Genomic DNA, 25,717 nt, shown 5'->3' on the forward strand with positions numbered 1-25,717 from the left:
CGAATTGGGTGTGGCCTCCGAGATCACGGTGTGGGTCACGCGAGGCCGGCGCCCTCTCTGGCTCCGGATCACCGGCGGCGAACCCACCATGGCCCCCCACTTCCAGGGCGCCTACCGATACGCCTGGCAGGCCGGGATGATGCTCACCATCTCCACCAACGGCTCACTGCTCTGGCGGCCCGACCTCCTCAAGCTCTTCCGGAACTGCCCGCCCAACCGGCTGGTCGTCAGCATGTATGGGGCGAGCGCGGAGTCCTTCGACACGCTCACCCAGCGCCGGCGATATGGAGGACGTTCCGGCGCGGCATGGACGCCGCACGCGAGGCGGGCCTGCCGCTGCGCATCAACGTCGCGGTGACCGAGAACGCCTCATGCCCCGCCCGTCGCCGCCCTCGGTGACCGCCGTCCTGGACCTGGACGACATCGTGGAGAGCGCGGGGTGCTCCTGCGACGCCGGTGACGACACCCCCCACTGACCGACAGATCCGGTCGGTTCCGTTCAGGCCCTGACGCGTTCGCGTCGGGGCCTGAGCCCTGACCGTCCGGCCGTTAGGGTGCCGCACATGTTCTTCCGCTGGGACTGGCTCCGGCCCGTACTGACCGCGCCAATCGTGCCGACCCTCGGCCCCGTCCATCCCGATGCCCTGACCGTCGACGTCTTCGAGGACACCCTGCGAGCGGCCGACACCGGGGACTTCCTGCCCTACGACAAGGACCGGCGCTGGGGTGGGAAGAAAGCCGAGACAGTTCTCCGCGGCGACGTGGTGCACCAGCCCGAGCAGACTCTCATCCCCACGCTGACCCGGCGTGGACGCGGCACTGTCAAGGTCTTCGCCTACGGGCACCGCGACAGCATCGTCCAGGAAGCAGCCGAACTGGCCGCGAAGCTCGCCGCCGCACACGACGCGGTCAACGCCCGCGTCGTACGCCCGCTCGGCCCCGAGACCAGCTCCCCACGCGGCACCCGTATCCATCTGAAGGACTTCACCGACCGGCCCTGCCCCGACCCCGGCGGCCCGGTCCGCCCTGTCGCCGACTGGCCGGCCGCCGTACAGGAGACCTTCGCTCCATTCGCCACAGCCATGGCCGACTTGGTGTCCGATGTTCCCGTGGTTCCCCGCGCGATCTGGCATGTATCTGGCACTCTTTCGTCCCGTTCGGCAGCTGGACCTTGGCCGCGGTCGTGATGGTTGCCGTAGCTCGCCACCGTTCCGTTGACGGTTGCTCCATCATCGTCTGAGAAGAGAGGATAGTCTGGCTCCTGCATCGCAAGAAATGTGAATGAAAAGGATAGCCTGTGGGAATTCTTGAGGAAGTCGAGAGTAGCCGTCAAAATATCCGATCTGATGGATACACAATGTCGATCGGAGAGGTGGTAAATCTCTACCGAGACAAAGAAATTCAAATCAGGCCAGAGTACCAGCGCCTGTTCCGCTGGCCTATTGAGAAGCAATCGCGACTGATCGAGTCCATTCTGCTCGACATCCCGCTCCCCACTATTTTCGTCGCCCAGCGCGAGGATGGCGTGTGGGAGGTTGTTGATGGCCTGCAGCGACTGTCCACGATCCTATCCTTTATGGGGGAATTGCGCGACGAGGCGACAGGCGTGATCCTTCCGCCGAGCGAGCTCACCCGGACCAAGTATTTGCCTTCGCTGGAGAAAATGAGCTACTCAGGAGGGGAACTCAGGTTTTCTCCCGAGCTTAAGATCCATTTTAAGCGGGCTCGCCTGGATTTCCGGATTCTGCTGCGCGAATCTGACGAACGAGTAAAGTATGAATTGTTCGACAGGTTGAATAGTGGCGGTGTTCCGACCTCACCGCAGGAGGTTCGAACTGCTCAGCTACTGATGACTAACGCCGAATTTTATGTTTGGCTAGATCGGCTCCGTACCGAGGGGCCGTTTGCTGACTGCGTGCCTTTGACGAATAGGCAGATTTCTGAACAGTATGATCTAGAGCTTGCGACGCGATTCTTCGTCCTCAGGAATGCAACACCATCCGAGCTTAACAGATTTTCCGACATGGATACATTTCTGTCAGATCAAATATTGGACATGTCCATGTCCGGCGACTTCGACACAGCACAGCAACAAGTGATCTTCGAGGGCGTATTCGGCGTTCTTTCGTCACTGGGGGCAGACGTCTTCCGGCGGTACGACATCCGTCGCGAAAAGCCGTCTGGCGCTTTCAGTGTGTCGGCGTTCGAGGCTATTACCCTCGGAGTGGCGGGTCACCTCGATGATTGGAAGAATCTTCGAGTCGATGAACAGGCTGATCGCCTGAGGCGTAAAGTTTCTGAACTCTGGAAAGATTATCAGTTCAGAAAATATTCGGGGGCAGGAGTTCGCGCCACGTCTCGCGTACCAATGATGCCACCCGTAGGCAATCGAATTTTCAGCGTGGATTAGAAATGGCCTCGATTCGGACGATCGAGAATCTTGAATCCGTTCTGACTGAGGACTTGAAATGGCGTACACATGAGATGCAACTCTGGGAGCAAGTTGCATCCTCGTGCAGATCCCACCAATTGCCAGGGATCCTCCGCGGCGGCATAGCGCTTGTTTATGCACATTGGGAAGGGTACGTAAAAGAGGGCACTCGTGCATATCTTGAGTATGTGAGCAGGAAAGGCCTCAAGGTCGGCCAATTGAGGTCTGAGATAGCCGCGGTGGCCCTTAGGTCGAAACTGGGTCGCGGCGAGGCTTCAAAAAGTTCCTCGACACATACTGAGATTGTCGAGCTACTCAGGAGCGCCGATGCGCTACCCGCTAAAATTCCATACACCTCGGCTACGATTCGAACGAGGTCGAATCTACATTTCGACACATTTGCCGACATTATGCATTCCATTGGTTGCGATGCGAGTAGGCATGAGATCTACAGATCCATTATCGACAAACGATTGTTGCGCCATCGCAACGACATTGCCCACGGGAGGGAGGAATATGTCTCGCTTGCGGATTGGATTGATATCAGAGATCGCGTATTGGTCATCCTGAAAGATGTGCGCACTCAGATTTCTAATGCGGCGACCAATGAAGGGTACAAGCGGAAGTGAGGACGCTTGAGGTCGGTGGAGCGGCTTTGGCGCAAGTGATCGTGACCCTGTAATCCGTTGAGTCGGCCGCCCCAAGCGCGACGTCCCCCTTCTCTGTCGCCAGGCGGCTGATTGCTGTGTGCGCGGCACGGGCGCCGGACGGGCTGGAGTGGGACGGAGGCAGGAGCACAGGCCGGGCCGGGGGCGACGCGCTTGCGCGGCGCCTTGAAACCGTAGAGAAAGTTGTTACTCGCGCTGTTGTTGGGGCTGCATGTACTGCTCTGCACAGGCTGGGAGGCTCTGGCGGGTGGCGAGTTTGAGGTAGGTCACGGGGCGGGCGGTCCATTGGATGGTGGTGCGGCTGTCGTGGAGGGTGAGGGTGCACGGCTGGCCGCTGGTGAGGGTGTGGAGGTCGTTGCGGTGGTCGGCTGACAGCCACTCCCAAGCTTGTTCGCGGGCGTTGGGTTCGAGGGATGGGGCGATGGTGCGGAGGGCGACTCTGATCCATCGGATGGCCTGCGTGGCGGTCTCGATGTCGATGGAGTCGATGAGGGTCGGGGCCCCGGTGGTTGCTGGGCGGCGTATCCAGCATGTGCACTGGAAGGCGTGGGTGCGTATCGGTACCGGTTCGGTCATCGGGCACTTCCTGTGGGGCGGGCGGAGAGTACGTAGCGGGTGGTGTCGTCGTGGAGGGTGAGTACGTAGGTCTCGCCGTGGGCCAGGGTGGTGCGGGCTCGTTCGTGTTCGGGTTCGTCGGTGAGCCAGTGGTGGCCCTGCGCGTATGGCTGGTCGAGTTGGTCGGTGATGTCCTGGACGCGGCTGCGGAGCCAGCGCAGGGCGGTGCGGGGGCTGTTGGCCGGGTGGGAGTTGAGCCAGATGGTGCGGGCTCCGGGTGTGTGGGCGCTGGCCTCGCACCAGTAGCCGGCCCTTGATGCGCGTGCCGTTGAGGGCCGCGTCTGGGTGGTCGTCACCACGGGTGGGCTCCGGGGTGGAGCGTGAGGAGTTCCGCGGTGACGGTGTGGCCCTGGGCGTTGGCGTGGATGGAGACGTGGTGGGCGAGGGTGTTGACCATGTCCAGGCCCCGGCCGCGTAGGGCGTCGTCGTCGGCGTAGGTGGCCTTCGGGGTGGTGTCGCTTCCTCCGGCGTCGGTGACGGAGACGGCGGTCACGTGGTCGGAGAGGGCGAGCGCGATGTGGAAGACGCCGGTCTCGGTGCCGCTGGTCGTGTAGAGGAGGGCGTTCGTGCCCAGCTCGCTGACGATGAGGGCGATGTCGTCGGCGTGGGGGTGGCCGCTGAGGATGTCGCGGGTCCATCGCCGCGCTCTGCTGACCTCTTCCCGGAAACCTGGGCAAGTCAGCCCCCAGACCCGCACCCTGCTCGTATACTCGTGCATACAAGTTCCTTTACGCTGGTAGGCGGCCATGGACCATTGGGTGGTGCTAGACGAGTTTCACGCCGTCGTGGGCACGGACGGCGGGCGGGGACACCGCGTCAAGGGCGTCCTGCACGCGGATCGCGTACGCCTCGTCGGCCAGCTCCGCCACCTCGTCGCGGGTGACCCAGCGCAGGGCTTTCGTCTCGTCGCCGGTGGTGGGCTGTCCCTCGATCGCCTGGCAGCGGAAGACGAGCGAGACGATCAGGCCCGTCATGTTCTTGTAGACACCGGTCAGCGTCGCCGGGAGGGCGATCTTGATGCCGGTCTCTTCCAGGACTTCCCGCTGCAACGCGTCGGGCAGGGTTTCGCCGGCCTCGACCACACCGCCCGGCGGCTCCCAGTGCCCGTTGTCGCGTCGCTTGATCAACAGGGCGCGACCGTGGTCGTCCACGATCACTCCCGCGACGCTCACGGAATGGGGGCGTTCGGCTGTGGTCACGTTCGGTGTTCCCCGTCGCAGGTGGCTGGCTAGGCTCTTCACCGTAGCAACGCACCTCAGGTGCTTGTCTAGATATCTAAAGGAGTACGCGTGGCCGCTCTTCCTTCCGGCATGCTCGGCTCGCTGGACCCGACCAGTGACCGGGCCGTCTTCCGGCAGATCGCCGATCACCTGAGGGAAGCCATCGACAAGGGGCGCTTCGCCGAGGGGGCCAAGCTTCCCTCGGAATCCGAACTGGTCGAGCACTTCGGCGTCTCCCGGATGACCGTCCGCAACGCGCTCTCCATGCTCCAGAGCGAAGGACTGGTCAACTCCGAGCACGGCAAGGGTGTCTTCGTCCGGGCGCGTCCGCCGGTGCGGCGGCTGGCCTCGGACCGGTTCGCGCGGCGCCATCGCGAGCAGGGGAAGTCGGCGTTCATCGTGGAGGCCGACGCGGCCGGCAGCCGCCCGGAGGTGGACAACCTGGAGGTCAAGGAGGAGCGGCCGACCCCGGATGTGTCCGCTCGGCTGGGTGCTCCCCGGCGGGTGCTGGCGCGGCGGCGCCGGTATCTGCTCGACGGGCGGCCGGTCGAGTTCGCCGTGTCCTACCTCCCGCTCGACCTGGTCCGCGACACCCCGATCGCCCAGCCCAACCCCGGCCCCGGCGGCATCTACGCCCGCCTCGAAGAACTCGGCCACCACCTCGACCACTTCGAGGAAGAGATCCGGGCCCGCATGCCCTCCCCGCAGGAGGTCAAGATGCTGCGGCTCGCCTCGGGCGTGCCGGTGATCCATCTGATCCGTACCGCGTTCGACACCAAGGGCCGCGCCGTGGAGGTGTGCGACACAGTCATGGCCGCTGACGCGTACGTCCTCAACTACCGCCTGCCCGCGACCTGACAAGCAGAAGTAATCGGGACCCGCCCCACGCGAGAGGCCCCCGGATTTCTCCGGGGGCCTCTGCACTGCTGTGCACTCGGCAGGATTCGAACCTGCAACCTTCTGATCCGTAGTCAGATGCTCTATCCGTTAAGCTACGAGTGCTTGGCGTTCCGGGCTTTTCTTCCCGGTCGGCGTTGCGGGAACAACATTACATGACCTGCGGCGTCACGTGAAATCCATTCCCCGCACCCCCTCTGAGCTGCACAGATGCCGAAATCCCGAGGGAACGACCGAAGCCCCGGCCGTGGGGCCGGGGCTTCGGTGATCGACACGCGGAGGCGGAGGGATTTGAACCCTCGATGGGCTTTAAGACCCAAACCGCATTAGCAGTGCGGCGCCATAGACCGGACTAGGCGACGCCTCCAGCTCCGGATCGCGCGGGCGCGAAACGGTGCGTGCAGATGATGACACAGCCAGGTGGGGTGTCACCAATCGCTCCTCACGGTACTAGGCAGGTGGGCCGCAGGGCAAAGCACATACCCGTGCGCAACGCCGGGGGCCGGCGCGCGTTAAGCAGGGGGCCGGGTGTCGGACCCGGTGTTGTCCGTCAGGTCAGGTCACTGTCAGGAGCCCCCATGCCGCGTCTGCGTCTCCTTGTTCTCGGTGTCGCCGCGTCCGCCGTCCTTGCCGGTACGCCCGTCGCCGCCACCGGCGCCCCGCTCGCCCCCGTACCGCTGCCCCTCTCCGAGGAGGCGTGGCCGCAGAGCGCGGCGGCGCCCGGTGATCAGCTCACCGTGACCGTCGCGAAGTCCGGGGTCGCGGGGTCGGACGGTACGTACCGGCTGACCTGCCGGCCCGTCGGCGGGACGCATCAGCGGGCGCGGGCCGCCTGTGACCGGCTGGCGGAGCTGGCCGGGGGGAGCCAGGACCCGTTCGCGCCGGTGAGCCGGAATGCCGCGTGCACCATGCAGTACGGCGGTGACGCCACCGCCCGGGTCCACGGGACCTGGCGGGGCCGCTCCGTCGACGCCTCCTTCGACAAGAAGAACGGCTGCGAGATCTCCCGCTGGCGGGCGCTGGAGCCCGTTCTTCCCGGGAACGGCGCGTAGAAACGAGGGAGGGACACCCGGCCCCGGGTGGCCCCACAGGGGCGGGGCGTGACCGTGGCATGGGCCGCGCGCACACGCCCCGGCCATGGTCTCGGCGAGAGGTACCCCTCATCCGCCGCCGCTGTCCCCGTCCCAGCCCTTAGACTCCCATCAGTGACAGGCCGGGAGCCGAGAGGCAAGATGGGTGCGGCCGTCCGCAAGGTGCAGTGGTTCAGGGAGGAAGCGTCGTCGTGAGCAGCAGGCCATCCCGAGGCGCTGCTCGCCTCGCGGCGATACTCGACGCACTCCCCGACGGCCTGGTGCTCGTCAACGCCAACGGCACGGTCGTCAACGCCAACACCATCGCCCTGGAGATGTTCGAGACCCCGGGCACCGCGCTGGTCGGCCGCGGGCTGCTCGATCTGCTGCCCGAGTTCGACTCGAAGCTGATCCCCGGTTCGATGCGGCGCCCCGCCTCGGCCGACGCCCGCGGCCGTACGAAGCCCACGCGGATGATGGCGCGGCGTACGGACGGCGGCGAGTTCCCGGCCGAGGTGACCAGCGCGAGCCTGGAGGACGGCCGGGACGCGTACAACGACTCGCACAGCTACACCGGCGACGAGCTGCTCATGATCGTCGTACGGGACCTGTCGGGGACGATGGACACCGAGGCCGAGCTGGCGCGCTCGCAGCGGCAGACGGAGATGATCCTGCGGGCCGCCTCCGAGGGCGTCGTCGGTACGGACACCGACGGGCGGGTCGTGCTCGTCAACCCCGCCGCCGCGCAGATCCTCGGCCACCGCGCCAGCGATCTCGGCGGCCAGGAGCTGCACCCGCTGATCCTGCACTCGCGCGCGGACGGCGAGCCGTTCGCGTACGAGGAGTCCCCGCTCGCGGACACGCTCCGTTCCGGCCGCAAGCACCGGGTGCGCGGGCAGGTGCTGTGGGCGAAGGGCGGCAAGAAGGTGCCGGTCGATCTGACGACCGCTCCGGTGCGGGACGGCGATCAGCTCGTCGGCGCCGTGATGACCTTCACCGACCGGCGCCCGTACGACGAACTCACCGAGCAGCACGCCGCCGAGCTGGCCGCCGCCGAGGAGCGGCGTACCGCGGAGGTGGCCGAGACCGACGAGCGGCTCACCGCCGAACTGACGGAGACGACCGACCGGCTCACCGCCGAACTGGCCGCCGCCGAGGAGCGGCACGCGGCGGAGCTGGCCGACCGCAGTGACCGGTACGCGGCCGAGATCGAGGGGCTGACGGAGCGGTACGGCGATGTCGCGGGCCGGCACACCCAGCTCACCGCCGTGCTCGGCGAGGCGCTGCGCGGGCCGCTGGAGGAGCTGCGGGGCGAACTGACCACCCTCGCCGCCGACCCGGCGGGCCACCTCTGGCCCGAGGCCAACCAGATCCTGCACCACCTCGCCGCCGGGTACGCCCGGATGACGACGCTCGTCGACAACGTCCTCGGCTATCAGCGGCTCGACGCCGGTACGGAACAGCTCACCAAGTCGAAGACCCTGCTCGACGGGGTCGTGGCGGCCGGTGTCGAGGGCGCGGTGGAGCTGATCGGTCCCGGCCGGGCGCAGTTCGCGGTGCACGCCCCGCCGATCGAGGCCGAGGTGGACGGCGTCCGGCTGGCGACGGCGCTGGCGCATCTCGTCGCGGATGTGGCCGGGGTCGACTCGACGGGCCGTACGAAGCCGATGCCGGGCGGCGGTTACGTCGACTCGACCATCGTGGTGGCCGCCGCGCAGCGCGGTGACGTCGTACGGATCGAGGTGCGCGGGCCGTTCGCCGGGGGCGACCCGGTGCACGAGCCGATCGTGCGCGGGATCGTACGGGCGCACAGCGGCGTTCTGCAGACGCACGAGGTGCCCGGGATGAACGGCAGCGCGTTCGTGCTGGAGCTGCCGCTGGGGGAGGGCTCGGGGGCGGTTCCGCCGCCCACCGCGAACCCCGGTGGGGACGAGCCGCAGCACCAGGCGCCTTCGCCGCATCCGGAGCCCGGCCAGGGCCCTGGGACCTCGGGCGGCGGCAGGCGGCGCGCGCGCCGGGCGACGACGGACGCGTTCCTGGAGTCCCCGGCGACGGAGGACACGGGCGAGCAGGAGCCCACGGGACGGCGCAGGGCGCGCGCGATCGCGTCCGGGGCCGGCGGGACCGAGGGGACCCATGGGGCCGAAGCGACCGAGGGGACCCATGGGGTCGGTGTCGCGGGTGGCACGAGTGGGGGCGGCGTCGAGGGTGCCGGAGGGGGTACGGGGCGGCGGCGCGGGCGGCCCAGTCCCGCCGAGGACGCGGCTCACGCGAGCGCGAGCGCGACCGGGCCCGGTTCCGCCGTCGCGCTGACGAGCGGCGCGCCAGCTCCCTCGGAGGGGGCGGTCGTGACCGCTTCCGAGGGGGCGCATCCGACCGGGCGTGCGGCGCTCGGCCAGGCCGTGCCGCCGCAGGGCGTACCGGTCGAGCCGGGCACCGGGCGCCGTGCCCGGAACACCGGGCAGCGGGCGCTTCCCGCGCTGCCGTCCGGGCCTTCGGCCCCCGAGACTGCCGCTCAGGCGCCTCAGGCCACGCCTCAGGCCGCCTCTCCCGCCGCCGCTTCTCCCGCCGCCGGCCCCGCGCCGCAGCAGCCCGCCGGGCGCCGTGCGCGCCGGGCGCTCGCGCCCGCGCAGGACCGCCGCGTCCCGCCCCCCGCCGAGGCGGAGGGCCCCCGCAGCGCGTTCGCGCTGCCGCCCGCCGAAGCGGACCGCAGGGTTCCGTCGCCCGTCCCTGACGCCGCGGCGCCGGGCCGCCACGACGCCGTACGTACGGTTCCGGACGAGGACCACACGCCGCCCCAGCCGCACCCCCTGCCCGCCGCGGGACGGCGCCGCGCACAGCCGGGTCCCGCCGCCATGCCCGCCGCCCCCGCCGAGGCGGCCGTGGCGCCCGATCCGAACGGCTGGGGCAGCCCCGTACCGGCCGCTCCGGTCAGCGCCTTCCCCCGGCAGAGTGCGGGGCGTACGGCAGACGGGGCGACCAACGGGCAGGGGATGCCGACGACTTCCGGCTTCGGGTTCATGTCCCCGCCGCCGGGCTGGCCCGAGGAGCCCGCGCCCGAAGCCGCGCCGGAGGCCCCCGAACCGGCGCCCGTCGCAGCCCAGCCCGCTCCGGCGCCCGCTCCCACGCCCCCGACGTCGCCCACCGCGTCGGTCGCCGCCTCGGAGCCGTCCGCCGAGTCCTCCGTACCGCACCCCCGGCGTGGCGCGCATCAGCCGCTGCCGCCCGCGCAGCCCCTGCCGGAGGAGGCGCCGGTGCCGCCGGACTCCACCCAGGGCCGGGCGTTCAGCGTGCGCACGCTCGGCCAGGGCGTGCCCTTCACTCAGCAACTTCCCCAGCAACTCCCCCAGCAGGGGCAACAGCAGCAGGGCCAGCAACCGCAGGGGCAGTCGGCGGCGCCCTCACCCTCCGGGCGGCGCCGCAAGCTGGGCACCCCGCCCGCCGGTACCGAGCACCCCGACCTGACGACGGCCGCCTCCCCCCAGCCGCAACCCCAGCCACAGGCCCAGGCGCAGGTCCAGAACCACACCCAGGGCGGCGGCCTTCGCCTCCCGACCGCCCCGGCCGCGGGCCGCTCGTACGCCATAGGGGCGCCCGACGAGGGCGCCGAGGGCCCCGAGCCGCTGGACGGACCCGGTGGCGCGGTCGAGGTCGCCAACCGCCCCCAGCCGCAGCCCGTCGACGACGAACTGCCCCCGGAGCCCCTCGACAACCCGCGCCGGCTGCTGGTCTGGCCCGCGCCGGACGTCCTGACGCAGCAGGCGCTGAGCGACCGCGGCTACCGGCCCGTCGTCGTGCACTCGCGCGAGGAGGTCGCCGCCCAGATCGCCGCGTTCCCCGCCGCCCTGTTCGTCGACCCGCTGACCGGCCCCATCACCCGTACGGCGCTCCAGTCGCTGCGCCAGGCCGCGGTCGCCGCCGAGGTCCCCGTGCTGGTGACGGCGGGCCTCGGCCAGGCGACCAGGGAGGCAGCGTACGGTGCCGACCCCGCCGTACTCCTCAAGGCCCTGGCGCCGCGCGACAGCGAGCAGCACCCCTCGCGCGTGCTGGTGATCGAGGAGCACGAGGAGATCGCGCTCGCGCTGACGGAGACGCTGGAGCGGCGTGGCCTCCAGGTCGCGCGGGCCGCGAACGACAACGACGCCGTCAATCTCGCCGCCCAGACGCGGCCGAACCTGGTGGTCATGGACCTGATGCAGGTACGGCGTCGGCGCGCGGGGATCATCGACTGGCTGCGCGCGAACGGCCAGTTGAACCGGACCCCGCTGGTCATATACACCTCGGCCGGCATCGACGAGGCGGAGCTGCCGCGGCTCAGCTCCGGCGAGACCGTGCTGTTCCTCGCCGAGCGCTCCACGAGCGCCGAGGTGCAGGACCGGATCGTCGACCTCCTCGCCAAGATCGGCACCAACTGATCTCCGCCCGGTCGTCACAGGCCGCGGGCGGCGTACGTACAGCCGCCTACACGCTCGTCACGTCCAGCTCGCCGTCCGCGTACTGCTTGCGGATCACCTTCTTGTCGAACTTGCCGACGCTCGTCTTCGGCACCGCGTCCACCACCGACCACCGCTCCGGCACCTGCCACTTCGCGATCCTCCCGGCGAGGAACTCCTTCAGCTCCGCGTAGTCCGCGCTCGCGCCCTCCTTGAGGACGACCGTCGCGAGCGGCCGCTCGCCCCACTTCTCGTCCGGTACGGCGACGACCGCCGCCTCCGCCACGTCCGGGTGCGCCATCAGCGCGTTCTCCAGCTCCACGCTGGAGATCCACTCGCCGCCCGACTTGATGACGTCCTTCGCGCGGTCGGTGAGGGTGAGATAGCCGTCGGGGCTGATGACGCCGACGTCGCCGGTCCGCAGCCAGCCGTCCTCGCTGAACTTGTCCGCCGGCGTGACCGGCTCGCCGCCCGCGCCCCCGTAGTACGCCCCCGCGACCCACGGTCCGCGGACCTCCAGCTCACCGGCCGACTCACCGTCCCAGGGCAGGAAGCCGCCGCCTGGCCCGGCGATCCGTGCCTCCACACCGGCCGGGAAGCGGCCCTGCGTGATGCGGTACGGCCACTCCTCCTCGGCGGTGAGGCCCGCGGGCGGGTTGGACATCGTGCCGAGGGGTGAGGTCTCCGTCATGCCCCATGCCTGGCAGAGCCGTACGCCGAGCTTGTCGTACGCCTCCATCAGGGCCGGCGGACAGGCGGAGCCGCCGATGGTGACGCGGGCCATCGAGGTCAGGTCGCGGGGGCGGTCGGCGACCTCGGCGAGCAGTCCCTGCCAGATGGTGGGGACGGCGGCGGCGTGGGTGGGCCGTTCGCGCTCGATCATCTCGGCGAGCGGGGCGGGCTGGAGGAAACGGTCGGGCATCAGCATGTTGACGCCGGTCATGAACGTCGCGTGCGGCAGTCCCCAGGCGTTCACATGGAACTGGGGCACCACGATCAGCGTGGTGTCCTTGTCCGTCAGCCCCATCGACTCGGCCATGTTGACCTGCATCGAGTGCAGGTAGATGGAGCGGTGGGAGAAGGCGACGCCCTTGGGGTCGCCGGTGGTGCCCGAGGTGTAGCACATGGCCGCGGCGGACCGTTCGTCCAGCTCGGGCCAGTCGAACGCCTCGAAGGCGGTGGGACGGCCGGCGATCAGCTCCTCGTACGCGTGCACCTGTACGGGCGCCCCGGTCGCCGTGCGCGCCGCCACGGCCTCGTCCAGCGCGGTGCGGTCGCCGGGTCCCGCGACGACGACGTGTTCGACGGTGGGCAGGTGCGGGAGGAGCGGGGCGAGCAGCGGGAGGAGCGAGCCGTTGACGATCACCACGCGGTCGGCGGCGTGGTTGACGATCCAGACGAGCTGCTGGGGCGGGAGGCGGAGGTTGAGCGTGTGGAGGACCGCGCCCATGGCGGGGATCGCGAAGTACGCCTCGACGTGCTCCGAGTTGTTCCACAGGAGGGTCGCGACCCGTTCGTCGCCGGTGACGCCGAGTGCGTCGCGCAGGGCGCCGGCGAGCTGGGTCGCGCGCCCGCCGACCTCGGCGAAGCTGCGGCGCTGCGGTTCGCTCCCACCGGTCCAGGTGATGACCTGTGACGCTCCATGGATGGTCATCCCGTGGTGCAGGATGCGGGTCACAGTCAGCGGTACGTCCTGCATGGTGCTCAGCACGGCGTCCTCCCGGTGGGCGTTGGCGTCGCGGCGCGTGTCTCGTCGCGTGACGACTCGTCGCGGCGATGTTTCGCTGCCGAGATTCTGCGCGCGTACCGCTTGGTATGTCACTACCCCGGACCGCCCGGCCTACCGGCGGATCGCCCCGGTCCTCCCCCGGACCTTCCCCTGACCACCCCCCGACCATCCCCTGAGGGGGATCTGTCCGGATCGTCAGCGTGCGGGGGAGAGTTCCGGGTCCTCACGGAGTTTGCCGAGCGCGCGGGACACGGCGCTCTTGACCGTGCCGACCGAGACGCCGAGGACCTCGGCGGTCTGGGCCTCGCTGAGGTCCTCGTAGTACCGCAGGACCACCATGGCCCGCTGACGGTCGGGGAGTCTCATCACCGCGCGCCACATGGCGTCGTGCAGCACCTGACGATCGGCGGGGTCGGGCTCCGGCACGCCCGCGGGTTCGGGCAGCTCCTCGCAGGCGAACTCGTCGACCTTGCGCTTGCGCCACTGCGAGGTGCGGGTGTTCAGCAGGGCCCGGCGGACGTAGCCGTCCAGGGCCCGGTGGTCCTCGATCCGGTCCCAGGCGACATAGGTCTTGGTGAGCGCCGTCTGGAGCAGGTCCTCCGCGTCGGAGGGGTTGGCGGTGAGCGAGCGTGCCGTACGCAGCAGCACGGGCCCCCGCGCCCGTACGTACGACGAGAACGACGTGTAGGGCGGATACGGCGCGTGGGTGACGTACGGCGAGTACTGCGCGGCCGACTTGGCGGCCGGCTTGGCGGCCGGCTTGGCGGCTGTGGAAGCGCTCGGGCAGACAGTCGTGGTCATGGCTCCACGCTAGGAGCGGGGCCTGCCCGGGGGATCGGCCCCAGGTCCCGAAGCCATGTCCGCCTCAGGGTGTAGGGGTGGGGGCCACTCCACCTCCTGAAGGTGGAGAACGGCGCGCGCGGACTGTAGGGGCCGCCCCCGCGCGCCGCCTCGCACGGCCCGGGTACGGGGCCCGACATGACGCCCGACACGACGCCAGGCATGGCGCCGGACATGGCGCCGGACATACGGCTGCGCGACGGTGCCGAAGCACCGCCGCGCAGGACGTCGTTCACCCCTCAGTCACGCCCCCCGTCGGGCCGCGTTCACCACCAGAGGTGGGTGAAATTTACCGAGATGTTCTCGTTCGACTGATCGATCGAGGTGAAGCCCGAGCCCACCACACTCGCGGTGTTGTTCTGGTTGGACGCCCCGGCACCCGACGCCACCTGCTGTGTGGTCGTCGAGTTGCCGAAGTTGTGACCGCCCACCCCGCTGCCGCTGATCGACGCCGCGCTGGCGTTCGATCCGTCGTTGGCGAGGGCGCCGTTGTCGGCGCTTGCCACCCCGGTGAAGAGCGCGGCGGCCAGGGGCAGCGCGGCGACAGCGGCGAAGGCACGAGCGGTACGGAAGCTTGCCATGTCATTTCCTCCAGGAACCAGAAGTACGGCGGGAAGTGCATTTCGAACCCGGGCGGTTGGCCGACCGACCCGGTGGTGCTGGCGACGTCGCGACCTCAGAATTGCCCACCGAATCCCCCCGGAACCACCCCGGAGGAATCGATTCCCCCGCAAGCGTGAGGACAAGTCGATAAACCCCCAATGCGCCCCCAAAGCCCCATCCCACCCCGCGCACGCAGGGCCGATCCGGGAGGGCGCGGGCCCACGCACCTTCCGTCGCAAGGGGTGAAGCGTTTTCGGCGGACCTCCCGGAGACCCTTCGCCCCGGCATCGAAATCAACCGTTACGTCCCGTCCCCCGGCCACCCTCTCCCACTCCCCCCTTCCTTTCTTCGAACGCTTGTACGAACATGGATCCATGGCCACCACCGTCCGGCACACCGCCACCCTGGCCCTCGCGCACGCGCTGTCCGCTGCCGAGCGCGGGCTCCCCGTCATCCCCCTGTCCCCCACCAAGCTCCCCGCCCTGCGCTCACCGCACCGGGGCGGGCCCGAGCCGAGCCTCTGCCGCGGTGAGTGCGGGCGTCCCGGCCACGGCGTGCACGACGCCACCACCGACCCGGCGGAGGTGCGCGCGCTGTTCGCCGCCGCGCCCTGGGCCACGGGGTACGGCATCGCCTGCGGGCGGCCGCCGCACCAGCTCATCGGCATCGACCTCGACATCGGCCCGGCGCACGGGGCCGCCGCCGGGGCCGCCGCCTCCGATCCCCTACGGGGCCCCGTACGGGATCCGCTGCGCGGTCCCGCGCCGGACTCCGTGGCCGCGCTCCAGCACCTCGCCTTCCAGCACCTCTTCACGCTGCCGGAGACGGTGGTCGTTCTGACGCCCAGCGGCGGCCGGCACATCTGGCTGACCGGCCCGCCGAACGTCGTCGTGCCCAACTCCGCCGGCCGGCTCGCGCCCGGTATCGACGTGCGCGGCGCGGGCGGCTACCTCGTGGGCCCCGGCTCGGTCACCGCGCGCGGCGCCTACCGGCTCGCCCCGGGGACGGCGGGACTCGCGCCCGCGCCCTGCCCGCGCGCCCTGCTACGGCTGCTCACACCCCCGGCCGGGCCCCGCCACGCGCAGGACCGGCCCGCGCGCGGCCACGGCCTGGTGCAGTTCGTGCTCGCCGCGCACGAGGGGCAGCGCAACACCCGGCTGTTCTGGGCCGCTTGCCGGGCGTACGAGCACGGCTTCGGCGACGCGCTCGCGGAGGCGCTGGTCGACGCTGCCGTCCGCACGGGCCTGAACGAGCACGAGGCGCGCGCCACGATCGCCTCGGCGGCCCGCCTCACATCCCGCCTCTGAGGCGATCACTGCTGCGAGGTGATCACGACGGGGCGATCACTGCGGGACGCGGGCGCTGATCATCTTTTCCGAAATGATTACCTGGATCCGTGCATCTTTCCGGCGCCTTCACAGGTCTCCTCTACGGACCCCTTCCTTGATCGGAGCCCAGAGCGGCCCCATTTCGTCGCCTTCCAGACGCACTTGACCGCACCTGACCGCACTTCACAGCACTCACTGCATTTCACCGCATCCGCGAACTCGGAGTGTTTCCTTGATATCCACCCACCCGGGCGTGCGCAGATCCGCCGTGATCGCCCTCAGCGCCGGCGCCCTGCTCTCCGTCTCCGCCCTGTCGGCGCCCGCGCAGGCGGCGACCACCGCCCCCGCCGCCGCGGCGGCCCCGACCGTCTCCGCGAAGGGCGCGTTCGTCCTGAACAACGCGTCCAGCGCCACGGTCTACAGCAAGGCCGCCGACACGCGGCGCCAGATGGCGAGCACGACGAAGATCATGACGGCCGCCGTGGTGCTCAGCACCAAGGGCGTGGACCTCAACCGCAAGGTGACCGTCAAGCAGGCGTACCGCGACTACGTCGCCAAGGAGGGCGCGAGCACCGCCGACCTGCGTACCGGGGACAAGCTCACCGTCCGTCAGTTGCTGTACGGGACGATGCTGCCCTCCGGCTGCGACGCGGCGTACGCCCTCGCGGACACGTACGGCACCGGCTCCACCAACGCGGCCCGTACGAAGTCGTTCATCGCGAAGATGAACGCGAAGGCCAAGGAACTGAAGCTCACCAACACCAAGTTCGACTCCTTCGACGGGATCTCCGGCGGCGGCAACAACTACACGACGCCGCGCGACCTGGCGAAGATCGCGCAGTACGCCATGAAGAACGCGAACTTCCGCGCGGTCGTCAAGGCCACGTCGTACAAGGCCGCGGCCCCGGCCGCGAACGGCGGCACGCGCACGTACACCTGGTACAACACCAACCAGCTCCTCGGCTCCTACAGCGGCGCCATCGGCATCAAGACCGGTACGGGCACCGCCGCCGGGCCCTGCCTGGTGTTCGCCGCGACGCGCGGCAGCAAGACGCTCGTCGGCGTCGTCCTGAACGGCACCGACCGCTACAAGGACGCGGCGAAGATGCTCGACCACGGCTTCGGCGCCTCGACCGCGAAGACGATGAAGCTCCGTACGCTCCCGTCGAACGCGCAGCGCGACTAGAAGCGACGCGGTAAGGCGGCACACGGCACAGACAACGAGAGGACGGCCGGACCACCAGGTCCGGCCGTCCTTTCCTCGTCCCGCTACGCCCAGGTGATCAGGCGCTTCGGCTGCTCCAGGACCGCCCCCACGTCGGCGAGGAACATCGAGCCGAGCGCCCCGTCGATGAGCCGGTGGTCGAAGGAGAGCGCCAGGGTCGTGACCTGGCGTGGCTTGACCTTTCCCTTGTGGACCCAGGGCTGGGGCTTGATCGAGCCGACCGCGAGGATCGCGGACTCGCCCGGGTTCAGGATCGGGGTACCGGTGTCGACCCCGAAGACGCCGACGTTGGTGATGGTCACCGTGCCGCCCTGCATCGCCGCCGGGGTCGTCCTGCCCTCGCGGGCCGTGGCGATCAGCTCGCCCAGTGACTCGGCCAGTTGGGGGAGCGTCTTGTCGTGCGCGTCCTTGATGTTCGGGACGATCAGACCGCGCGGGGTCGCCGCCGCGATGCCCAGGTTGACGTAGTGCTTGAGCACGATCTCCTGACGGGCCTCGTCCCACGCGGCGTTGACGTCAGGGTTGCGCTTGAGGGCGACCAGAAGCGCCTTGGCGACGAGGAGCAGCGGGCTGACCCGCACACCCTCCATGTCCTTGTCGGACTTCAGCTCCTCGACCAGCTTCATCGTGCGGGTCACGTCGACGGTAAGGAACTCCGTGACATGCGGCGCGGTGAAGGCGCTGCCCACCATCGCGGCGGCCGTGGCCTTCCGTACGCCCTTGACGGGGATACGGGTCTCCCTGGCCGTGCCGGAGGGCTGCGCGGGCGCGGGCTCCTGGGTGAGGACCGGGGCCGGGGCGGAGACCGGCACGGACGGAGCCGGGGCCTCGGGGCGTTCCCGTACCGGGGCCGTGGCCGCGTGGACGTCCTCGCGGGTGATGATCCCGTCCGGGCCCGACGGCGTCACCGTCGCCAGATCCACGCCGAGGTCCTTGGCGAGCTTCCGTACGGGCGGCTTGGCCAGCGGGCGGGCGGAGGCCGCCGCGCTCGCGTGGCCGTTCACCTGCTCCGGCACCGAGGGCACCGAAGCCACCGGAGGCACCGGGGCGGACTGGGCGGGCTGGGCGGCCGTCGGAATGCCGCCCTTGCGCGGGCGGCGCTTCGTCGACGCCTCGGCCACCCCGTAGCCGACCAGCACCGGCGTACGGCCGCTGCCCGCGGGGGCCGCGTCCGGGGCCTCCGGCTCCTTCTGCGCCTTCTCAGGAGCTGAAGAAGCCGGTGGGGCCGACGCGGGCGGTTCCCCGTCGCTCCCCGGCGCCACGTCCACCGTGATGATGGACGCGCCCACGTCCACCGTGGTGCCCTCCTCGAAGCGCAGCTCGCGCACCACCCCGTCGTACGGGATGGGCAGCTCGACGGCCGCCTTCGCCGTCTCCACCTCGCACACGACCTGGCCGTCCGTCACGGAGTCGCCCGGCTGTACGTACCACTTGAGGATCTCCGCCTCCGTGAGCCCCTCGCCCACGTCGGGCATCTTGAACTCCCGGTACCGGGCGGAGGTTTCAGCAGTCATGGTCACGGCACTCCTCAGTACGCGAGCGAGCGGTCGACGGCGTCGAGCACCCGGTCCAGGCCCGGGAGGTACTCGTCCTCCAGCCGGGCCGGCGGATACGGCGCGTGGTAGCCGCCGACGCGCAGGACGGGCGCCTCCAGGTGGTAGAAGCACCGCTCCGTGATGCGGGCGGCGATCTCCGCGCCCGAACCGAAGAAGACGGGCGCCTCGTGCACGACGACCAGCCGGCGGGTCTTCTCCACCGACGCCTGGACCGTGTCGAAGTCGATCGGCGACATCGACCGGAGATCGACGACCTCCAGCGACTTGCCCTCCTCGGCCGCGGCCGACGCGGCCTCCAGACAGACCTTCACCATCGGGCCGTACGCCACCAGGGTGAGGTCCGTGCCGTCCCGGGCGACCGTTGCCCCATGGAGGGGGCCGGGGATGGCCTCCGTGTTGACCTCGCCCTTGTCCCAGTAGCGGCGCTTCGGCTCGAAGAAGATCACCGGGTCGTCGCTCTGGATGGCCTGCTGCATCATCCAGTACGCGTCCGACGCCGTGGACGGCGAGACGATCTTCAGCCCCGCCACATGCGCGAACAGCGCCTCCGGCGACTCGCTGTGGTGCTCGACCGCGCCGATGCCGCCGCCGTAGGGGATACGGATCACGACCGGCATCTTGATCTTGCCGAGCGAGCGGGCGTGCAACTTCGCGAGCTGCGTGACGATCTGGTCGTACGCCGGGAAGACGAACCCGTCGAACTGGATCTCCGCCACCGGGCGGTAGCCGCGCAGGGCCAGTCCGATGGCCGTGCCGATGATGCCCGACTCGGCGAGCGGGGTGTCGATGACCCGGCCCTCGCCGAAGTCCTTCTGGAGGCCGTCCGTGACGCGGAAGACGCCGCCGAGCTTGCCGACGTCCTCACCCATGATCAGGACCTTGGGGTCGGTTTCGAGCGCTGTGCGCAGCGACTCGTTGATCGCCTTCGCGATCGGGAGCTTCTTGACCGGGAGCTTCTGCACGCCGTTCGGCGCCGCGGTCTGTACGGATGCCGACATGATCAGTTGTCCCCCTCGGCGGAACCCGCGGGCCCGGAATCCGCGAACGACGCCTGGTACGCCGCGAACTGCGCCCGCTCCTCGTCCACGAGCGCGTTCCCGTCGGCGTAGACATGGTCGAAGATCGCCATGGAGTCCGGCTGCGGCATCGCCCGTACCACGTCACGTACCCGCTTTCCGAGGGTCTCGCTCTCCTCGTCCAGCTCCGCGAAGAACGCCTCGTCCGCCTGGCCCTCACGCTCCAGGTACCGGCGCAGCCGCAGGATCGGGTCCTTGGCCTCCCACGCCTCCGTCTCCTCGTCCGCGCGGTACTTCGTCGGGTCGTCGGAGGTGGTGTGCGCGCCCATCCGGTACGTGAACGCCTCGACCAGCGTCGGCCCCTCGCCCCGGCGCGCCCGCTCCAGCGCGGACCGGGTCACGGCCAGGCACGCCAGGACGTCGTTGCCGTCGACGCGGATGCCGGGGAAGCCGTACCCCTGTGCGCGCTGGTAGAGCGGCACCCGGGTCTGCTTCTCGGTGGGCTCGGAGATCGCCCACTGGTTGTTCTGGCAGAAGAAGACGACCGGCGCGTTGTAGACGGCGGAGAAGGTGAACGACTCGGCCACGTCGCCCTGGCTGGAGGCGCCGTCCCCGAAGTACGCGATCACGGCGGAGTCCGCGCCGTCCTTGGCGACGCCCATGGCGTAGCCGGTGGCGTGCAGGGTCTGCGAGCCGATGACGATCGTGTAGAGGTGGAAGTTGTTCGTGCTGGGGTCCCAGCCACCGTGGTTCACCCCGCGGAACATGCCCAGCAGCTTGGTCGGGTCGACCCCGCGGCACCAGGCGACGCCGTGCTCGCGGTAGGTCGGGAAGACGTAGTCGTCGTCGCGCAGCGCGCGCGCCGAGCCGATCTGCGCGGCCTCCTGGCCCAGCAGCGACGCCCAGAGTCCCAGCTCGCCCTGGCGCTGGAGGGCGGTGGCCTCGGCGTCGAAGCGGCGGGTCAGGACCATGTCCCGGTAGAGCCCGCGCAGGGATTCGGGGGTGATGTCGGCGATGAGGGCCGAGTATTCGGGGTGGTCCAGGCGCTCGCCCTCGGGGCTGAGCAACTGGACGAGCTGCGGCTCGGAACCCGGCCCGGCGTGCGGCGGGGAATCCGGCCCGGAAGGCTGCGGTTTGGCCGTCTTCTTCGCGCTCGCGCGCTTGGTACCGGTACCGCTGCTCCGTCGCGGTTTGCGAGCGGCAGTGCTTTCCACGGTCACGTGCGTGCTCCTCCGTCTGTCCGGCCCCCGGGATCCGCCGGGAACCAGTGCGGCTCGCCTGTACCACCAGGCGCACGCGGGTGGGTGCGACCAGGTCGGGACAGACGTGACAGGTGCCCCGGCGAGCGCCCTGTCACAGGCACGTTACCCAGTGGGCAGCATTACTGCGAAACCCCATCTGACCTGCAATTTTGCTTGGATTTCCAAGTAAATCGGCAAAGTCTGGAACAACCACTGGTCACAGCCTCGCAGGCCGCCGGAACAACGGCACGTTATCCCGCTGATCAGCGGCAGGGAAGGGGTGAGTGTGTGAGACTGAATTCTGTGCACGAAGAAGGAAAAATCAGGGTATTCCTGCTTGATGACCATGAAGTGGTCCGCCGGGGAGTCTTCGAACTCCTCTCGGTCGAGGACGACATCGAGGTGGTGGGCGAGGCGGGCACGGCGGCCGACGCGATCGCCCGCATTCCGGCGACGCGCCCCGACGTTGCGGTGCTGGACGTACGGCTCCCCGACGGCAGCGGCGTCGAGGTCTGCCGGGAGGTCAGATCCAAGGACGAGTCCGTCAAGTGCCTGATGCTCACGTCGTTCGCGGACGACGAGGCGCTCTTCGACGCGATCATGGCCGGCGCCTCGGGTTACGTACTGAAGGCGATCCGGGGGAACGAACTGCTGACGGCCGTACGGGACGTGGCGGCGGGCCGGTCGCTGCTCGACCCGGTGGCGACGGCGCGGGTGCTGGAGCGGCTGCGTACGGGGAACGGCCCGAAGGCGGACGACAAGCTGTCCGGCCTCACCGACCAGGAGCGCAGGATCCTGGATCTGATCGGTGAGGGGATGACCAACCGGGCGATCGGCGAGCGGCTCCACCTCGCCGAGAAGACGATCAAGAACTATGTCTCCAGCCTGCTCTCCAAGCTGGGGATGGAGCGGCGCTCGCAGGCTGCGGCGTACGTGGCCCGGCTCCAGGCCGAGAAGCGCTGACCCGGGGCCGCCGGCCCACGGCTCCCTGGCGCACGGGGTTCTTCGTACCGCGGCGCCACGACCTCTCCGTACTGCCGCGGCGCCACGGCCTCTCCGTACTGCCGCGCCGTCGTCCCCTCGTACCGCGGCGCACCGGGTCCTAATCGGGACCAACGTCCCATGGTTCAGGGGCCGTCTCCCCTGGTGGAGGCGGCCTCGACGACGGAGAGTGGACGGCATGTCCACCGAGGAACTCCGCGCCATCGACCTGCTCAGCCGCGTGCCGTACGGACGCGTGGCGACGAGCATGCGGGCCATGCCGTTCGTGGCTCCGGCCCGCCATGTGGTGACGGAGGGCTCGGTCCTCCTGAGAATGCACGCGGGGCACGGATACCACCAGGCGTGCGGCGGCGGGGTGGTGGCGTACGGGGCGGACAACTACGGCAGCGGCGGGGACGACCTCTGGTCGGTCCAGTTCACCGGAACGGCCGAGCTCATCGAGCCGACCCCCTCGGAAATCGAAATGTTTGGCGCCGGACCTCACCATGTGGACGGCGAACCGTTCGATCCGGTCTATATGCGGCTTACACCCCAGTTCATAACCGTACACACGCTCGACTGTGCCGACGAGCGACGGAGTCAACACGCTGCGTGATCTAACATCTGACAAGTGCCGCGCTCATATGAACTCGCTGCGCCTGCCGCGACCGCCGTCATCCCCCGGCCCGCCGCCGCTCGTGCCAGCCACACAGCTCCGCCCGTTACCGCCCTCGTTTCCGCCCCCCGCACCACCCCTGTTCCCGCCCCTCGTACCACCCCCCACCTCCCGGCCCCGCCCGTCCGGCTGCTGCTCCGCCGCTACCGGAACACCGGCGACCCGTTGTCGTGCGAACCCGTCGCCCAAGGGCTCCTCAACCGCGGCTACCGGCTCCGCACCACCCGCGGCGCGTACTTCCTCAAGCACCACCTCGACGGCGACCACGAGGCCATCGCCCACCAGCACCGCGCCACGCAGCGGCTCCAGACGCTCGGCGTGCCCGTCGCGCCGCCCGTCGAGTCCACGGACGGGGACACCGTCGCCGTCATCGGCGGGCGCTGCTACGCGCTGCACCCCTGGGTCGAGGGCAGCCACCGGGACGGCGCGCAGCTCACCGCCCGCGCGTCGCGGCGCCTCGGCGGGCTGCTCGGGCTGGTGCACACCTGCCTGGAGCGGGTGATGGAGCCGGATCCTGCGGCGCTCGCGTATCTCAGCCCGGACCCCGCCGACACCTTCGCGCTCATCGACGAACTCCTCGTCCTGGCGCGCGGCCGGGCCCACCGCGACGTCTTCGACTCGCTGGCCGAGCACCGGCTCGTGGAGCGCAGGGAGCTGCTGGAGCGCCATGCCCACCGCCGCCCGCCGCCCGGCACCGAGCCGGCGACGGGGTGGGTGCACGGCGACTTCCATCCGCTGAACCTGCTCTACCGGGGGGCGGAGCCGGCCGCGATCGTCGACTGGGACCGGCTCGGCGTCCAGCCGCGCGCCGAGGAGGCCGTACGGGCGGCGGCGATCTTCTTCGTCCGGCCGACGGGGGAACTGGAGCTGGCCAAGGTACGGGCGTACGCGCGGGCCTACCGCCGGGCGGCCGGGGCGGACGCCTGCGAGCTGGCCGCGGCGGTCCACCGGGTCTGGTGGGAGCGGCTCAACGACTTCTGGATACTGCGGTGGCGCTACATGCTGGACGACCGGAGGGCCGACCCGCTGTTCGCCGCGGTGTCGGCCCTCGCGGTCTGGTGGACGCGGGAGTACGAGGCGGTCCGCGACGCGTTCACGGACTGACCGCCGCAGGGACCGGCCGCGCGGGCCGGCCCGGGAGCGGCCACCGCGACCGAACGCCGACGGGGCCGGCCGCATCGGCGGCCGGCCCCGTCACGCCGTCTCAGCCCTGGCCGCCCGCGTCGGCGCCCGCGTCCGCGCCGGTGGAGGTGCCCGTATCGCCGGTCACCCCGGTCGTGACCGACCCGGGACCGCCGGGCAGCTCGGTGTCGTCGTTGCCGGTCGGCCCGGTGGACGGGTCGCTCGACGGGTCGGTGCCGCCCCCGCCCTCGGTCGTCCCTGCGTCCCCCGTGCCCGGGTCGGGGGAGCTCGGTGTGTCGTCCGACGGCTCCAGCGACGGGCTCGGCGACCAGGACGGCTTCCGGGTCTCCTCGTAGCTCGGGTATTCGTTGCCGCCCGTGGACGTCTCCGTATCGCTGTCCTGCGAGGACTCCGACTCGGAGGGAGACGGGCTCGGGCTCGTCTCCTCCTGGCTCGGGGAGTTCGTCGTCGGGTTCTTGGTGTCCTTGCCGGTGTCCGTGTCGCCCATGTTGTTCACCGCGAACGCGACCCCCGCGATGACGGCGATCACCGCGAGCGCGACGAAGAGCCAGAGCTTGCCGCGACCGCCGCCGTTGCCGTGGTGGCCGCCGTCGTAACCGCCGTCGTTCGGGTTCATCGGCGGCAGTATCGGACCCTGCGCGGTCTCGGCGCCCGGCGGGTGGCCCATCGCCGTCGTCGCCGACATCCCCATCGCCGGGGTGTTGCCGCCCATCATGTGGGCGTCGACGGGGCCGGTGTTCCACGTTCCGGTGTGGCTGCCCTGCTGCTGGATCATCTGCAGGCCGTACTGGACGAGCCCGCGCATCTCCTCGGCGCTCTGGAACCGGTCGTCCGGCTCCTTCGCGAGCGAACGCATGACCAGACCGTCCAGCTCCGGCGGCGCCACGTCCGCGACCTCGGAGGGCGGCACGGGGATGTCCTGGACGTGCTGGTAGACCACGGAGAGCGGGGTCTCACCGGTGAACGGGGGCCGCAGGGCGAGCAGTTCGTACAGCAGGCAGCCCGTGGCGTACAGGTCGCTGCGGTGGTCGACCGCCTTGCCGAGGGCCTGCTCGGGCGAGAGGTACTGCGGCGTGCCCATGACCATGCCGGTCTGGGTCATCGTCGACTGCGCGCCGTGCAGGGCGCGCGCGATGCCGAAGTCCATCACCTTGACCGCGCCCGCGTCGGTGATGATCACGTTCGCCGGCTTGATGTCGCGGTGGACGATGCCGTGCTGGTGCGAGTAGGCGAGCGCCTCCAGCACACCGGAGACGATGATCAGCGCCTGCTCGGGCGGCGGGGCCTCCGCGCTGACGAGCAGATCGCGGATGGTGCGGCCCTCGACCAGCTCCATCACGATGTACGGCACGGTCTGCCCGTTGACGGTGTCCTCGCCCGAGTCGTACACCGCCACCACCGCGTGGTGGTTGAGGCCGGCGACCGACTGCGCCTCACGCGTGAAGCGGGCCTTGGAGACCGGGTCCTCGGCGAGATCGGCGCGGAGCAGCTTCACGGCGACGATGCGCCCGAGCCGTACGTCCTCGGCCGCGAACACCTCGGCCATGCCGCCGCGGCCGAGGCGATGGGTCATGCGGTAGCGGCCGTCGCCGACCATCCCGCCGACCAATCCGTTGTCGCCCCAGGAGTCCGCCGCATCCGGCACTCCGCCGCCTGCTTCGGGTTCGGGTGCCATCAGTCCTCGCCGTCGTGTCTGTCCGCGTGGTGGCCGCGCGCGCGGTCCGCGGGTGGTCTGTGGGTCTCAGGATCTCTGTGAAGCTTGTGTGTCTGCGTGTTGGGGACCTGGGAGGGTTGCTCAGGGGTGGCTATGGCACCTCACGCTACAGCCTCCCGGTGACACGCCGGTCCAGGATGGACCGGTCATGAAACCCGTTGCCGCGCTGCCCATGCAAATTACGTGCGGTTCCTGTAACGCTTCCGAGACGCTTGCTGTGTCTACGGTCACGGAACGGGCACCCGGCTTGACGTGTCAGTGCCCTACGGCAAACTTGGCCAGTAATAAGGGATCACCGCGCCAGTATCGCCGTTGTCGCGGGTACTGCCGG

22 protein-coding genes, 2 tRNA genes and 1 pseudogene are annotated in these 25,717 nt (G+C 70.0%); 12 read left to right on the forward strand and 13 right to left on the reverse strand.

Features of this window, described 5'->3' with window-relative positions:
* Positions 1-88: 88 nt before the first annotated feature.
* From ACIO3P_RS11495 to ACIO3P_RS11510, 4 genes and pseudogenes are all read left to right on the forward strand, one after another.
* Positions 89-358 carry a hypothetical protein gene (locus tag ACIO3P_RS11495; RefSeq protein WP_401849017.1) on the forward strand — a complete coding sequence of 90 codons (270 nt, stop codon included), beginning with the start codon at positions 89-91 and terminating at the stop codon, positions 356-358.
* 205 nt (positions 359-563) lie between these two features.
* A pseudogene (locus ACIO3P_RS11500) lies at positions 564-1,088 on the forward strand (GNAT family N-acetyltransferase); the annotation flags it as partial.
* 209 nt (positions 1,089-1,297) lie between these two features.
* Entirely contained in the window at positions 1,298-2,410 is a 1,113-nt protein-coding gene (locus tag ACIO3P_RS11505; protein WP_401849019.1) for a DUF262 domain-containing protein, read from the forward strand.
* A gap of 2 nt (positions 2,411-2,412) precedes the next feature.
* Positions 2,413-3,060: an MAE_28990/MAE_18760 family HEPN-like nuclease gene (locus tag ACIO3P_RS11510; RefSeq protein ID WP_401849022.1), complete on the forward strand. Its 648-nt coding sequence runs from the start codon at positions 2,413-2,415 to the stop codon at positions 3,058-3,060.
* Positions 3,061-3,285: 225 nt separating this feature from the next.
* Here the strand turns inward: ACIO3P_RS11510 and ACIO3P_RS11515 are convergent, their stop codons facing one another.
* From ACIO3P_RS11515 to ACIO3P_RS11530, 4 genes are read right to left on the reverse strand one after another with little or no spacing between them, the layout of a single operon-like run.
* Entirely contained in the window at positions 3,286-3,675 is a 390-nt protein-coding gene (locus tag ACIO3P_RS11515) for a hypothetical protein (RefSeq protein WP_401849024.1), read from the reverse strand.
* Positions 3,672-4,010: a hypothetical protein gene (locus ACIO3P_RS11520; protein WP_401849026.1), complete on the reverse strand. Its 339-nt coding sequence runs from the start codon at positions 4,008-4,010 to the stop codon at positions 3,672-3,674. Before ACIO3P_RS11520 ends, ACIO3P_RS11515 begins: the two co-directional genes overlap by 4 nt.
* Entirely contained in the window at positions 4,007-4,432 is a 426-nt protein-coding gene (locus tag ACIO3P_RS11525; RefSeq protein WP_401849027.1) for an ATP-binding protein, read from the reverse strand. Before ACIO3P_RS11525 ends, ACIO3P_RS11520 begins: the two co-directional genes overlap by 4 nt.
* 46 nt (positions 4,433-4,478) lie before the next feature.
* Positions 4,479-4,886 carry an NUDIX hydrolase gene (locus ACIO3P_RS11530; protein ID WP_387342067.1) on the reverse strand — a complete coding sequence of 136 codons (408 nt, stop codon included), beginning with the start codon at positions 4,884-4,886 and terminating at the stop codon, positions 4,479-4,481.
* A gap of 117 nt (positions 4,887-5,003) precedes the next feature.
* Here ACIO3P_RS11530 and ACIO3P_RS11535 point away from each other — a divergent pair, with 117 nt between their 5' ends.
* Entirely contained in the window at positions 5,004-5,792 is a 789-nt protein-coding gene (locus ACIO3P_RS11535; RefSeq protein WP_401849029.1) for a GntR family transcriptional regulator, read from the forward strand.
* Between the two features lie 71 nt (positions 5,793-5,863).
* On the opposite strand, the gene ACIO3P_RS11540 is transcribed toward ACIO3P_RS11535, so the two are convergent.
* Positions 5,864-5,936 (reverse strand) — tRNA-Arg (locus tag ACIO3P_RS11540).
* 171 nt (positions 5,937-6,107) lie between these two features.
* Positions 6,108-6,198: transfer RNA gene (locus tag ACIO3P_RS11545), tRNA-Ser, on the reverse strand.
* Between the two features lie 211 nt (positions 6,199-6,409).
* On the opposite strand from ACIO3P_RS11545, the gene ACIO3P_RS11550 reads away from it, so the two are divergent.
* A complete protein-coding gene (locus ACIO3P_RS11550; protein WP_401849030.1) occupies positions 6,410-6,883 on the forward strand; it encodes an SSI family serine proteinase inhibitor in 474 nt (157 codons plus the stop codon).
* Between the two features lie 230 nt (positions 6,884-7,113).
* Positions 7,114-11,316 carry a PAS domain-containing protein gene (locus tag ACIO3P_RS11555; protein WP_401849032.1) on the forward strand — a complete coding sequence of 1,401 codons (4,203 nt, stop codon included), beginning with the start codon at positions 7,114-7,116 and terminating at the stop codon, positions 11,314-11,316.
* A gap of 46 nt (positions 11,317-11,362) precedes the next feature.
* On the opposite strand, the gene ACIO3P_RS11560 is transcribed toward ACIO3P_RS11555, so the two are convergent.
* The 3 genes from ACIO3P_RS11560 to ACIO3P_RS11570 form a co-directional block, all read right to left on the reverse strand.
* Entirely contained in the window at positions 11,363-13,045 is a 1,683-nt protein-coding gene (locus tag ACIO3P_RS11560) for a long-chain fatty acid--CoA ligase (RefSeq protein ID WP_329828295.1), read from the reverse strand.
* 213 nt (positions 13,046-13,258) lie between these two features.
* Complete coding sequence (locus tag ACIO3P_RS11565) at positions 13,259-13,864, reverse strand: SigE family RNA polymerase sigma factor (RefSeq protein ID WP_401849034.1); 606 nt, start codon at positions 13,862-13,864, stop codon at positions 13,259-13,261.
* 305 nt (positions 13,865-14,169) lie between these two features.
* Positions 14,170-14,484 (reverse strand): hypothetical protein, encoded by a 315-nt coding sequence (locus ACIO3P_RS11570; RefSeq protein ID WP_329828293.1) that lies wholly within the window; start codon positions 14,482-14,484, stop codon positions 14,170-14,172.
* A 396-nt stretch (positions 14,485-14,880) separates the two neighbouring features.
* Between ACIO3P_RS11570 and ACIO3P_RS11575 the strand changes: the two genes are divergently transcribed.
* Together ACIO3P_RS11575 and ACIO3P_RS11580 are read left to right on the forward strand one after the other, a co-directional pair.
* Complete coding sequence (locus ACIO3P_RS11575; protein ID WP_401849036.1) at positions 14,881-15,813, forward strand: bifunctional DNA primase/polymerase; 933 nt, start codon at positions 14,881-14,883, stop codon at positions 15,811-15,813.
* A 274-nt stretch (positions 15,814-16,087) separates the two neighbouring features.
* A complete protein-coding gene (locus ACIO3P_RS11580) occupies positions 16,088-17,020 on the forward strand; it encodes a D-alanyl-D-alanine carboxypeptidase family protein (protein ID WP_401849037.1) in 933 nt (310 codons plus the stop codon).
* A gap of 83 nt (positions 17,021-17,103) precedes the next feature.
* Here ACIO3P_RS11580 and ACIO3P_RS11585 read toward each other — a convergent pair whose 3' ends face one another.
* The 3 genes from ACIO3P_RS11585 to pdhA are packed head-to-tail and all read right to left on the reverse strand — an operon-like array spanning position 17,104 to position 20,851.
* Complete coding sequence (locus ACIO3P_RS11585; protein WP_401849039.1) at positions 17,104-18,573, reverse strand: dihydrolipoamide acetyltransferase family protein; 1,470 nt, start codon at positions 18,571-18,573, stop codon at positions 17,104-17,106.
* Between the two features lie 14 nt (positions 18,574-18,587).
* Entirely contained in the window at positions 18,588-19,613 is a 1,026-nt protein-coding gene (locus ACIO3P_RS11590) for an alpha-ketoacid dehydrogenase subunit beta (protein ID WP_401793687.1), read from the reverse strand.
* A 2-nt stretch (positions 19,614-19,615) separates the two neighbouring features.
* The gene (gene pdhA / locus ACIO3P_RS11595; RefSeq protein ID WP_329828287.1) at positions 19,616-20,851 is read right to left on the reverse strand and encodes a pyruvate dehydrogenase (acetyl-transferring) E1 component subunit alpha; all 1,236 of its coding nucleotides are present in this window, start codon (positions 20,849-20,851) and stop codon (positions 19,616-19,618) included.
* 324 nt (positions 20,852-21,175) lie between these two features.
* On the opposite strand from pdhA, the gene ACIO3P_RS11600 reads away from it, so the two are divergent.
* From ACIO3P_RS11600 to ACIO3P_RS11610, 3 genes are all read left to right on the forward strand, one after another.
* A complete protein-coding gene (locus ACIO3P_RS11600) occupies positions 21,176-21,835 on the forward strand; it encodes a response regulator (protein ID WP_401794053.1) in 660 nt (219 codons plus the stop codon).
* Positions 21,836-22,052: 217 nt separating this feature from the next.
* Positions 22,053-22,469 (forward strand): pyridoxamine 5'-phosphate oxidase family protein, encoded by a 417-nt coding sequence (locus ACIO3P_RS11605; protein ID WP_329828286.1) that lies wholly within the window; start codon positions 22,053-22,055, stop codon positions 22,467-22,469.
* A gap of 225 nt (positions 22,470-22,694) precedes the next feature.
* Positions 22,695-23,633 carry a phosphotransferase gene (locus ACIO3P_RS11610; protein ID WP_401849041.1) on the forward strand — a complete coding sequence of 313 codons (939 nt, stop codon included), beginning with the start codon at positions 22,695-22,697 and terminating at the stop codon, positions 23,631-23,633.
* Between the two features lie 100 nt (positions 23,634-23,733).
* Here ACIO3P_RS11610 and ACIO3P_RS11615 read toward each other — a convergent pair whose 3' ends face one another.
* Positions 23,734-25,347, reverse strand: a complete 1,614-nt coding sequence (locus tag ACIO3P_RS11615) for a protein kinase (protein ID WP_401793681.1) — start codon at positions 25,345-25,347, stop codon at positions 23,734-23,736.
* Positions 25,348-25,717: the final 370 nt, after the last annotated feature.

It is taken from the genome of Streptomyces sp. NPDC087310 (assembly GCF_044744405.1).
Lineage (GTDB): Bacteria > Actinomycetota > Actinomycetes > Streptomycetales > Streptomycetaceae > Streptomyces.